Origin of the sequence: Endozoicomonas sp. (genome assembly GCF_051008435.1) — a bacterium.
GTDB lineage: Bacteria > Pseudomonadota > Gammaproteobacteria > Pseudomonadales > Endozoicomonadaceae > Endozoicomonas_A.
Genome location: NZ_JBPCXO010000531.1, coordinates 1 through 10,326, shown reverse-complemented (window position 1 = coordinate 10,326; position 10,326 = coordinate 1). Strand labels below are relative to the sequence as shown.

The window sequence follows — 10,326 nt, the reverse complement described above, 5'->3', positions numbered from 1 at the left end:
CGTAGTGAGGGTGTTGCACACATGTCTGATCCTTCAGAAATTTTGATCCTTATAAATCAATCGTCTCCTGAAGGCTATTTCTGTTGCAACCCCTCACTTTTCATCAGCCAACCTGTAAAAGCCCCTCAAATCTAAAGTCGGAATTATGGGAAGTGGAACTCATAACCTGTGGTTTTTTATACAAGGCCCAGGAGAGACTAAATTCTATCTTCCTATTGCGGACTTTTACGTCAAAGGTCTTTTTCCCCCAATGAAAGCAGCACAAAAATACATAATAAAGACAGGCATTGGTAAGCCAAAAGAGGTAGCTTTGCCGCAAGTATCGGATGAACTAAAACCCGAGTGTTCTCAAGATTAACCTGTGAGCTTCTCTCATGTGAAGCAAGGGTAGAATGAGAATACGAAGGGATGATGCACTATGCCTTGAATTCAGAGCATAAAAAAAGCAGAAGTATCAAACTTCTGCTTTTTCAGGATCAATAAGGTTGAAGCTTATGCTTCTCGACGAGGTCTGCTGCGTGAGCTCTGACGCTTGTCTCCACCACGATGATCACGATCTCTTCTTGGAGCATCTCCATCACGACCACGGCCACGACGAGGACGGGAGTTGTCACTGCGTCCATCATCGACCCAGACTTTCAGGTCCAAAGCCTTGTTACGTACCTTGACGTTCTTCAGCGCATCCAAAGTGGATGCTTCTACGCCTTCTGGCAGGTAGATGGAAGAGCAAGTATCGAACAGGCGAATGTGGCCAATGTTTTTGCCGGCGATATTACTTTCATTGGCAATAGCACCCACCAGGTCTCCAGGAGTAATACCCTGATCACGACCAACACCCACACGGTAGCGAACCATGCCTTCATTATCTTCTTTGCGATCACGACGAGGACGGGCACCACGCTCTCCTCGTTCTCCACCACGCTCCCCTCTTTCACCACGATCACGATCGCGGTGCTCACGCTGCTGACGCTCTGGCTCTTTGCCATCAGGGAACGGACGATCTTTCTGAGCCATGAAGCAAAGAACAGCCGCCATATCTTCGTGATTCAGTGCATGCTCTGTTTCCAGTTCAGCAATGATTTCACGGAATCCGGCCAGCTCTTCGCCCATTTCCATGGTTTTCACCACTTCTTCCTTGAAGGCACGGATACGCATGTCACGCACATCGCGCATTGAAGGCAAACGCATGGTTTCAATGCGCTGACGAGTTGCCTGTTCAATGGAACGCAACATACGACGCTCACGATGCGTCGCGAACAGAATGGCTACACCCTCACGACCGGCACGGCCAGTACGACCAATACGGTGAACATAGGCTTCTGTGTCGTATGGAATGTCGTAGTTTACTACGTGGGACATACGCTCTACATCAAGACCACGTGCCGCAACATCAGTAGCGATCAGGATATCCAGTGAACCTTTCTTAAGACGTTCTACAACCTTCTCACGAAGCCCCTGGCTCATGTCACCATTCAGGGCTGCTGCTGCAAAACCTCTGGCTTCCAGCTTTTCAGCCAGCTCTACCGTTGCTGTCTTGGTGCGCACGAAAATAATCATGGCATCAAATGGTTCCACTTCCAGAATACGAGTCAGAGCATCCAGCTTGTGGAAACCGCTAACCATGCATACTTTCTGGGTAATGGTATCAACTGTGGCGGTTTTAGCCTTGATCTCAACCGTGGCAGGATTTTTCAGGTGCGTGTCGGCAATCTTACGAATCTGTCTGGGCATGGTGGCAGAGAACAACGCAACCTGACGCTCGTCAGGTGTCTGTTCCATAATCCACTCAATATCATCCACAAAGCCCATACGCAGCATCTCGTCCGCTTCGTCCAGAACGACGGCTTTCAGAGAGTTCAGCTTCAGGCTTTCTCTGCGAAGGTGATCCATGACACGACCCGGTGTGCCAACAATAACGTGAGCGCCTCGCTTGAGGCCTCTCAGCTGACCACGCATATCCTGACCACCATAGACAGGCAGTACGTGGAAGCCCGGCATGTGACGAGCATAACGCTGGAAAGCTTCAGCCACCTGGATGGCCAGCTCTCGTGTAGGAGTCAGAACCAGAACCTGAGGGTCGCTGACACTCATGTCCAGCCTGGATAGCATAGGCAGGGCAAAAGCAGCAGTCTTGCCGGTTCCGGTCTGGGCCAGACCCAGCAGATCTTTACCTTCAAGAATCTTGGGAATACTTTGAGCCTGGATAGGAGAAGGTGTTTCATAACCTACGTCCTGCACTGCCTTGATCACTGCTGGTGAAAGAGGCAAGTCAGCAAAGGTGATCATTGGCTCAGTAGGGGTTGTGTCGTCAGACATCAAGTGCTCCGAAAAATTAGGCATTGGTACGATCAGTGCTCTCCCTGTAGATACTCTGACAGGCAGCCGGATGGGTAATGCCGGTCTTAAGCCGTGAGCAATCGTCCATGGGTTAGTCGCAGGCAAAAAGTCGGTAGTCACGTTCTGTAGAACAGGACAGGTTTCAGAGAGTCAGACAAGTTATTGATTAGCTTGAATAATTCAATGAAAACATTGATCGTTCTTTCCAGATCTTGCGACCTGAGCTGGTGTTAACAGCTCCCATGTACACTGATCCACTGCACGGTCCTTTTCGTAACGTGCAGTGATTATTGACCATGTTCTGGCCGCTGGGTTCATAACAAGCAGCGACCTTTCCACTCATGGCAGTTGGGTGTCCATGACTTCGTTGAAGATCTCGAAAGAACTGACAGGATCGGTATCCGATGAGAATTCAATATTCAAACCGATCACAGAGGTAAACGGAGTACCAGGACATCTTGGGAGACCCGAATTAACGGCACTCCCATAAAAGGCCGGTCATTCTATCGCTATTTACTCAACATAGATAGCTGTATTTCAATCGTACAGGCTGTTTTTAGCCGATGGGCGGCAAGGGTTTATGGCTACTGTTTGTTAGACAATGTGATTATAAGGATCCAAACCAGCAGATTCAGCAGCTTCTGAAAAGCCCCCATGGCATTCTCAAAACTTATGAGGTCTTTTCCCCGTCATTCCTTGATAGAAATGCTGAATTTCTTTCAGATCATCCTCATAGCTGCCTGTGGGATAAAACAGAGGGCCAAAACCTCCTTCCCTGACTTTGAAATCCAGAAACCCCAGGGCAATAGGCACGTTAGCTCCAGCTGCAACATGATAAAAACCACTTTTCCACTGGCCTACCTTGCTGCGGGTTCCTTCAGGAGGGATGGTCACGATGAGATCTTCACAGGTATTGAATCGATCAACGATTTGCTGAACCAACCCGGTATTTCGGCTTCGTTCCACAGGAATGCCGCCCATCCACCGCATGATGGGACCCATGGGGCCTTTAAAGAGACTGCTCTTTCCCATCCAGGACATCTTGATCCCAAACTTGAAGGCTATGGCCATAACCAGAATAAAATCCCAGTTACTGGTATGAGGCGCGGCAATAACAACATACTTTTTAGCATCCGGCTTTTTGCCTGATAGCTTCCAGCCTGTCAGTTTCAGACCTAAAGTAGAAATATATCGAAAGAGAGTATTTACAAGAGGAGTATCAAAGATCGTATGAGTCATCAGGAAGGTTACCGCAGACAGTCAGGACTAAGACTGACTCAATACTGTATACCCGTAACGAAAGAAAAGTCGCCCAGCCAATCTTCGGGCGGCATTATACCCACCTTAACCAGAATGTATACGGCAGTATTTACTTTTCCTCAGGGCGCTTGCGCCAACCCGGAGGAAAATAAACATTAAAATTCTCTGTGTTATTAACAGCCTCAGAAAGTACTTGAGACTATCAACCACCTATTTGGGCTAGATTCTGAGTACCACCGGTATAGCCCTGATCCAGAAAGTGGCCGTCTACTTTCAATCGCAGTACCGAACGAATTTCCTGAATCAATTCATCCTGCTGACTGTCATCTTGCAGCAGTCGACGAAGATCATGGCCCGATTCGGAAAACAGGCAAAGCTGCAATTGCCCCTGACTGCTTACTCTCAGACGATTGCAGTCTTTGCAGAAGTCTCTTGAATAGGGCGTAATCAGACCAATACGGCCCTGATAATCAGGATGGCAGTACTCATAAGCCGGGCCAGCATCTTTCTTTCTGGTCATCCTGACCCACCCCTGCTCCAGCAGCTGATCCCTGATCTGCTGCCCTGGCACATGGTATTGATTGAAAAAGCTGCCATTGTCGCCTGTCTGCATCAGCTCAATAAAGCGCATGGTGATAGGCTGATGCTTGATCCAGTCCAGAAAGACCCCTAACTGAATGTCATTGACCCCTTTCATCAAAACGGCATTCACTTTGATAGAAGGAAGCCCTTTCGCAAAGGCCTTTTCAATACCAGCCATTATTTCCTGAAGACGATCATGCCCGGTTATAGCCTCAAAGGCTCTGGGGTCCAAACTATCGATACTGACATTAACCTGATCAACACCGGCATCCAGCCAGGAATCCACTCTCTGGTCCATTTTATAACCATTAGTGGTCATGGCGATCTTTTGAATACCAGGGATGGACTTGATGGTACTGACAATATCATTGAAATCAGAGCGCAGTGTTGGCTCTCCGCCAGTCAAGCGGATTTTCTCAACACCTACTGCTGAAAAAGCAGTAACTAGTCGTTTAATTTCAGACAGGTCCAGCGACTGCTTATGATGGTGTTCTTCACAACCATCAGGCAGGCAATAGTTACAACTAAAGTTGCACAGGTCTGTCAGAGACAGCCTGAGATAGGGAAACGTTCGTCCCTGTGGATCATTTAATGGTCGCATTTCACACCTTTCCAAACACGGGAGGCCCAGACATTTCTGTGTGAACCCTGGCAACCTTGCGTATAGAACGCATCAGGTTACGGCCTGGCAGCCATACCTTCAGGAGTAATACCTGAGTCAGGTTTAGGCTGCGAAGCTCGGCGCTAATTCAAATTGAATTCGCTGACATCCTAACGCCAACCCAATTAAATAGCCATGTCCGAAAGGACGATTTTTAATGGCAACAACTCGGTCAAACAATAAGCGCTTTATAGTAGATACAACCATTGCCCTGACTCACTTGTACCACTGGCAAATGGCTAACTCCGAACCGTTCCCCCTTATACCTGACATCACTTTTCTTGATAGCAAAGAATGATTGAGTAGCGATGGATACTTCAATAGACTTCAGCGCACTTAATGAATGACCGGGAATGCGCATGCCAACCCTCTCACTGCAATCCTTCCCTCTGCCTCTTATTGGGCTGGCGGCATTCAGCGGTACGGGCAAAACAACCCTGCTGGAAAAACTGATTCCCCTGCTCTGTACCAAAGGGTTGAACATCGGGATTGTCAAAGCTTCACACCACAGCGTTGATCCTGATACACCGGGTAAAGACAGTTATCGCCTCAGACGGGCAGGCAGCAGTCAGTTGCTCCTTAGCACCCCGGAAAGGTCTATTTGTTATACCGAAAAGTCTGGCCACACTGATCCCGAATTGATGAACGAGCTGCAGCTGCTCGATTGCAGCCGTCTTGACCTGATCATTGTTGAAGGTTTCAGAGATGCTGCTTTCCCTAAAATTGAACTGCATCGTCAGGGTCTCGATCGCCCTTTGCTCTACCCTGAAGATCCAAACATTATTGCAATTGCCTGGGACATACCTTTAACCGACAACCCGGGACTTCCCCAGCTGAACCTCAACAGCCCGGAGCAGATTGCCGAATTCATTTATCGTTATTGTTTCAAGGAGATTGCTCAATGACAGACTGCTGCGCTGCCCCAGGATTAATGCCCCTGCACGAAGGGCTTGAGAAACTGATCACAGAAACGCCTGTCGTCACAGAAATGGAAAGGGTTGCTCTGGCAGACTGCCTGGATCGAGTCCTTTCAGACAACGTCATTTCTCCAGTTAACGTCCCATCTCATGATAATTCAGCCATGGACGGGTATGCGTTTCGCTTCAGTGATCTTGAGCATCATTCAGTCTTGCCACTTGCAGGACAGTCTTTAGCCGGGCATCCCTATCAAGGCACCATGCCCAATGGTCACTGTATAAGAATCATGACAGGAGCTTCTATTCCAGAAGGCGCTGATACTGTCATTATGCAAGAGCAGACTGAGCAGACCGAGCAAGGCATCCTATTGCGCAAAGAGCCATCCAAGACAGGTATGAACGTGCGCCGGGCTGGTGAAGACGTACCTGAAGGCTGCCAGGTTTTCGAAAAAGGTCATGTCGTCAAGGCTCAGGATATTGGCCTGTTGGCTTCTCTGGGAGTCGCCCAGGTTCCTGTTATGCGCAGAATTAAAGTAGCCCTCTTTTCCACCGGTGACGAGCTGAAACTCCCCGGTGAAACTCTCGGACAGGGTGACATATACGACAGCAATCGCTTCGCCGTCTCAGCTATGCTCAAACGACTGGGTGCAGAGGTTTTAGATCTGGGCAAGATCAGAGACGACCGATCTGAAATACGAGAAGCTTTTCTTGAAGCCGACCAGATTGCTGATGCGGTGATTACCTCTGGAGGAGTCTCCGTAGGTGACGCTGACTTTGTCAAAGATATTCTCAATGAAATAGGCCATACTTCCTTCTGGAAACTGGCCATTAAACCCGGCAAGCCTTTCGCCTTTGGTAAGCTGCCCAATAGCGTATTCTTCGGGCTGCCAGGCAATCCTGTTTCCGCCACAGTGACTTTTCAACAGCTGGCAGCACCTGCTTTACATCATATGATGGGAGCGAATCGGGCCCCAGCCACTGAACTACCAGCAATTTGTCGTACTCCCCTTAAGAAGCAACCCGGCCGCCTGGAATTCCAGAGGGGTATTCTCTCAACCAACGAGAAAGGAGAAGCTGAGGTGGTTACTACTGGCAGTCAGGGGTCAGGCATTCTCCGATCCATGAGCATGGCCAACTGTTATATCGTTTTGCCTGCTTCCCAGGGCAATATTGATGCAGGAGAAACCGTTAAGGTGCAAATGTTCGATAAACCTCTTATGTAATAAGCCCAGTGTCATAGAAAGTCCGTATTATGGTTTTTTTCGGGAAGGATTGAGGTCTTTTTTGGAATATTTCAGAAAAATGTCATATCTGTAATATTTCTGAAACAAAAGACCTATATTTTCGCCACCATCTTTATTCACACAGCACCAAGGTGCAGAAAATGTCTGAAGCAACAAGTAAAGCCAGCGCTAAAGCTGACTACAAACTGACCAGCAAACATTATGGTCGGATCTGGATGAGGGTTCTCCTCTGGATTTATGCCCTGCTGGTTGCCGTCAGCGTAGTGGGCTCAGGCTTTAAAATGGCTGTGGGCGGTGCGGAAGCCGCTGCCGAGCTGTTCAGCTTTGCCAACAATACGGTTCTGGCACTGATTGCCGGTACCCTTGCAACTGCCCTGGTCCAATCTTCCAGTACAGTAACTTCTGTTATTGTCGGATTGGTGGCTGGCGGTTTGCCGGTGGAAATGGCAATCCCCATGATTATGGGTGCCAATATCGGTACCACTATCACCAATACCCTGGTCAGCCTGGGTCACATAGGTTGTGACAAATCCTTCAAACGGGCTTTTGCTGCCTCTACTGTCCATGACTTCTTTAACTACCTGGCGGTTCTGATTATTCTGCCTCTGGAACTGATGACTGGTTTCCTGAGCGGACTGTCCCAGCACGTAGCTGCAAGCCTGGTAGGCGGTTCTTCCGTTGACATGGGTAGCTTGAACTTTATCAAGCCATTGACTGCACCCGCAGTGAATATCATAAAAGGATTTGCCGGTCTGTTGCCTGACACCACTCTGGGTGGCCTGGCTATGATCGCCATTGGTATCTTCCTGATCTTCAGCTCTGTGGTTAGACTGGGCAAACTGCTGAAAAAGGTAATGGTTGGTCGTGCCAAGGATGTTCTGCACAAGTCGATTGGTCGTGGTCCTATATCAGGTATTGCATCCGGTACCATCATGACGGTTATGGTTCAATCCTCTTCTACCACCACCAGCCTGATGGTTCCTCTTGTTGGCAGTGGCGTGTTCTCTGTACGTCAGATGTACCCTGTTACCCTGGGTGCCAACATTGGTACGACGATTACAGCCCTGCTTTCAGCAACCGCCATTGTCGGTGCTGAGGCTGTACAAGCAATGACTATCGCCTTGGTGCACTTGTTCTTCAACCTGTTTGCTGTAGTCCTTATCTTTGGCGTCAAGTGGTTGCGTGAAATTCCTCTATACGCTGCTGAAAGGTTATCGGACCTGGCCATAAGAAACCGCGCTTATGCATTCCTGTATCTGTTGCTGGCCTTCTTTGTTATACCGGGCCTTGGTATTTTCATAGCCCAGTAAAGATCTTCTGTTGATAAGCTCTGGCTAACCAGGGCTTATCAATGGCCTATACATCCAGCCCTATTCCTCTCAAAGAACTGATTGACGCAACAGAGTCGTCAATCTGCAGCCTTTACGCAATCAATCGATTCCAGCCACAAGCCTTTATTAGACAGCTGTCTGATGAAACAAATCAGCATCCAGTAGAAAATCGATGACACAGCGGGTACGCCTGGGGATTTTTTTTCTGGAGGGATAGACCAAAGAAACAGTGAGACTTTCTCCAGACAGCTCGGGCATAACCGCCACCAGCCTACCCTCTTCGATGTCTTGCTGGACAGCACTGGGTAGAATACAGCCAAGCCCCAAACCCGATAGCAACATCCTCTGAATCATCCAGGGTGAGTTACAAGAATAATAATCCAAAGGTTTTACAATAACATTCTTCCCTCGGGCAAATAGTTGCTGGGAACCGTCTTTACTAGCCTGGGACAAAGTCAGCCATTGCAGACTCTCCAACTCCTTGATTGTACGGGGAAGACCGAACGCCCCAATATATTTCGGGCTTGCATAAACACCGGTTCTCTCCTGATACAAAACCCTCGCCACCATAGAGCTGCTGTCCTGAAAAGAGGTTCGGATAGCCAGATCAATGTCATGAGCCACCAAATCTGACGTTTCGTCATTTATTACAAGATCGAGATGAACACCAGGATAACGGGTACGAAATGCGTCCAAGATGGGTAGCACATAAGTTTGTGCAACATCTGTGGAAAGAGACAGAGAAACCCTGCCGACAGGCTCTCTGGTTGAGACAATATCACTGACACATTCAAGGATATCAGGCAGCCCTTTCACCTGCTGATATACTCTGCGCCCCTCCTCAGTAAGAGACAATTGACGTGTTGTCCGGTGAATTAAGCGAACACCTAAGGCTTCCTCCAATTGAGAAACCTGCTCACTGACCCTCGATCTGCTAGTACTCATTTTTCTAGCTGCGCCAGCGAAACTAGCGCTATCCACAACGCATACAAATATCGCCAAGTGTTTAAGCTTTGAATAGTCAACTGTACTCAAAATCAGAACTCTTCATTCTAAAATAACTCTCTACTGAGAACACTGCCTTGCACTTAATATTACCTTCCACAGTCGAAAGTGTATGAGAAAACAGAGGTGTAAACATGAAAGCAGCACGTATTCACCAACATGGCTCTGCTGACATCCTCCAAATTGAGGAAGTAGACATCCCCAGCATTGCTGCCGATGAAGTTCTGGTAAAAGTGATTGCATCCGCCATTAACCCACTGGACCGATGGATACGGGATGGAAATCTCAAAGACCTGATTCCAATCGAATTCCCCCATACTTTGGGCTGGGATTTTGCGGGTAGTGTGGTAGAAGTAGGGACTGAGGTATGTGGTTACTCCAGAGGCGATGCAGTCTACTCCCGACCTGAAGTCTCTCGCAATGGCTCCCATGCCGAGTACATTGCTGTACCAGCAAAAGACATTGCTCATAAACCTCGAATATATCCTTCGCAGCGGCAGCTTCACTGCCAATCGCATCCATTACCGCCTGGCAGGCTCTTTTTGACATGGGTCAACTGCAGAAAGGTCAACGCGTTCTTATTCATGGAGGTGCCGGAAGCCTTGGCTGCATTGCTATTCAACTGGCTAAAAATAAAGGGGCTTATGTCATTGTTACTGCATCTACCCAGGATCACCGGCTCGTTAAGTCTCTCGGGGCAGATGAAGCCATTGATTTTCGTAAAGTCAATTTCAAGGATGTTATTAGCGATGTTGATGTAGTTCTAGATAGCATTGGTGGGCAGGTAGAAATTGACTCGTACCAGGTACTTAAAAGAGGAGGAGTCTTAGTAGCCGTTAATACATATCCGAACATGGAGCTGGCTAGGAGTCTGTCGGACTTAGCCGACCGTAGCGAGAAAAAGTCCGGTTTGAGACAGTTTTTATGATTATTTGAGGCGAATAGCGAGCTATTCAACGAAAAGAATCATAAAAAATGGCCAAATCCGG

Annotated in this window: 10 protein-coding genes and 1 riboswitch; of the genes, 5 read left to right on the top strand and 5 right to left on the bottom strand. The window is 48.2% G+C overall.

The features are described from left to right. Positions 1-492: 492 nt before the first annotated feature. From ACR2PX_RS26970 to ACR2PX_RS26955, 4 genes are all read right to left on the bottom strand, one after another. Positions 493-2,316, bottom strand: coding sequence for a DEAD/DEAH box helicase (locus ACR2PX_RS26970; RefSeq protein ID WP_434002450.1), 1,824 nt, complete (start codon positions 2,314-2,316; stop codon positions 493-495). Between the two features lie 684 nt (positions 2,317-3,000). After that, on the bottom strand, positions 3,001-3,576 hold the full coding sequence (locus ACR2PX_RS26965; RefSeq protein WP_434002449.1) for a lysophospholipid acyltransferase family protein: 576 nt from the start codon (positions 3,574-3,576) through the stop codon (positions 3,001-3,003). A gap of 223 nt (positions 3,577-3,799) precedes the next feature. Next, a complete protein-coding gene (gene moaA / locus ACR2PX_RS26960; RefSeq protein WP_434002448.1) occupies positions 3,800-4,780 on the bottom strand; it encodes a GTP 3',8-cyclase MoaA in 981 nt (326 codons plus the stop codon). Beyond that, a riboswitch (molybdenum cofactor riboswitch) is annotated at positions 4,769-4,935 on the bottom strand. It overlaps the preceding gene by 12 nt. 77 nt (positions 4,936-5,012) lie before the next feature. Next, a complete protein-coding gene (locus tag ACR2PX_RS26955) occupies positions 5,013-5,201 on the bottom strand; it encodes a hypothetical protein (RefSeq protein ID WP_434002447.1) in 189 nt (62 codons plus the stop codon). Here ACR2PX_RS26955 and mobB point away from each other — a divergent pair. The 3 genes from mobB to ACR2PX_RS26940 all read left to right on the top strand — a co-directional run bounded on the left by mobB (position 5,200) and on the right by ACR2PX_RS26940 (position 8,311). Further along, positions 5,200-5,745 (top strand): molybdopterin-guanine dinucleotide biosynthesis protein B, encoded by a 546-nt coding sequence (mobB, locus tag ACR2PX_RS26950; RefSeq protein ID WP_434002446.1) that lies wholly within the window; start codon positions 5,200-5,202, stop codon positions 5,743-5,745. The two genes, ACR2PX_RS26955 and mobB, sit on opposite strands and share 2 nt — an antisense overlap. Next, entirely contained in the window at positions 5,742-6,980 is a 1,239-nt protein-coding gene (gene moeA / locus ACR2PX_RS26945; protein ID WP_434002445.1) for a molybdopterin molybdotransferase MoeA, read from the top strand. The genes mobB and moeA overlap by 4 nt, the downstream gene beginning before the upstream one ends. Before the next feature lie 161 nt (positions 6,981-7,141). Then, positions 7,142-8,311 carry a Na/Pi symporter gene (locus tag ACR2PX_RS26940; protein WP_434002444.1) on the top strand — a complete coding sequence of 390 codons (1,170 nt, stop codon included), beginning with the start codon at positions 7,142-7,144 and terminating at the stop codon, positions 8,309-8,311. Between the two features lie 147 nt (positions 8,312-8,458). Here the strand turns inward: ACR2PX_RS26940 and ACR2PX_RS26935 are convergent, their stop codons facing one another. After that, on the bottom strand, positions 8,459-9,334 hold the full coding sequence (locus ACR2PX_RS26935) for a LysR substrate-binding domain-containing protein (RefSeq protein ID WP_434002452.1): 876 nt from the start codon (positions 9,332-9,334) through the stop codon (positions 8,459-8,461). 137 nt (positions 9,335-9,471) lie between these two features. Between ACR2PX_RS26935 and ACR2PX_RS26930 the strand changes: the two genes are divergently transcribed. Further along, on the top strand, positions 9,472-10,098 hold the full coding sequence (locus ACR2PX_RS26930) for an alcohol dehydrogenase catalytic domain-containing protein (RefSeq protein WP_434002443.1): 627 nt from the start codon (positions 9,472-9,474) through the stop codon (positions 10,096-10,098). Next, on the top strand, positions 9,987-10,265 hold the full coding sequence (locus ACR2PX_RS26925) for a zinc-binding dehydrogenase (protein WP_434002451.1): 279 nt from the start codon (positions 9,987-9,989) through the stop codon (positions 10,263-10,265). The genes ACR2PX_RS26930 and ACR2PX_RS26925 overlap by 112 nt, the downstream gene beginning before the upstream one ends. Positions 10,266-10,326 lie beyond the last annotated feature (61 nt).

Excerpts from the sequence above, each read along its gene's own strand:
- moaA (WP_434002448.1), bottom strand. The coding sequence starts at position 4,780 with ATGCGACCATTAAATGATCCACAGGGACGAACGTTTCCCTATCTCAGG.
- ACR2PX_RS26940 (WP_434002444.1), top strand. The coding sequence starts at position 7,142 with ATGTCTGAAGCAACAAGTAAAGCCAGCGCTAAAGCTGACTACAAACTG.
- ACR2PX_RS26955 (WP_434002447.1), bottom strand. The coding sequence starts at position 5,201 with ATGCGCATTCCCGGTCATTCATTAAGTGCGCTGAAGTCTATTGAAGTA.
- ACR2PX_RS26930 (WP_434002443.1), top strand. The coding sequence starts at position 9,472 with ATGAAAGCAGCACGTATTCACCAACATGGCTCTGCTGACATCCTCCAA.
- moeA (WP_434002445.1), top strand. The coding sequence starts at position 5,742 with ATGACAGACTGCTGCGCTGCCCCAGGATTAATGCCCCTGCACGAAGGG.
- ACR2PX_RS26970 (WP_434002450.1), bottom strand. The coding sequence starts at position 2,316 with ATGTCTGACGACACAACCCCTACTGAGCCAATGATCACCTTTGCTGAC.
- ACR2PX_RS26965 (WP_434002449.1), bottom strand. The coding sequence starts at position 3,576 with ATGACTCATACGATCTTTGATACTCCTCTTGTAAATACTCTCTTTCGA.
- mobB (WP_434002446.1), top strand. The coding sequence starts at position 5,200 with ATGCCAACCCTCTCACTGCAATCCTTCCCTCTGCCTCTTATTGGGCTG.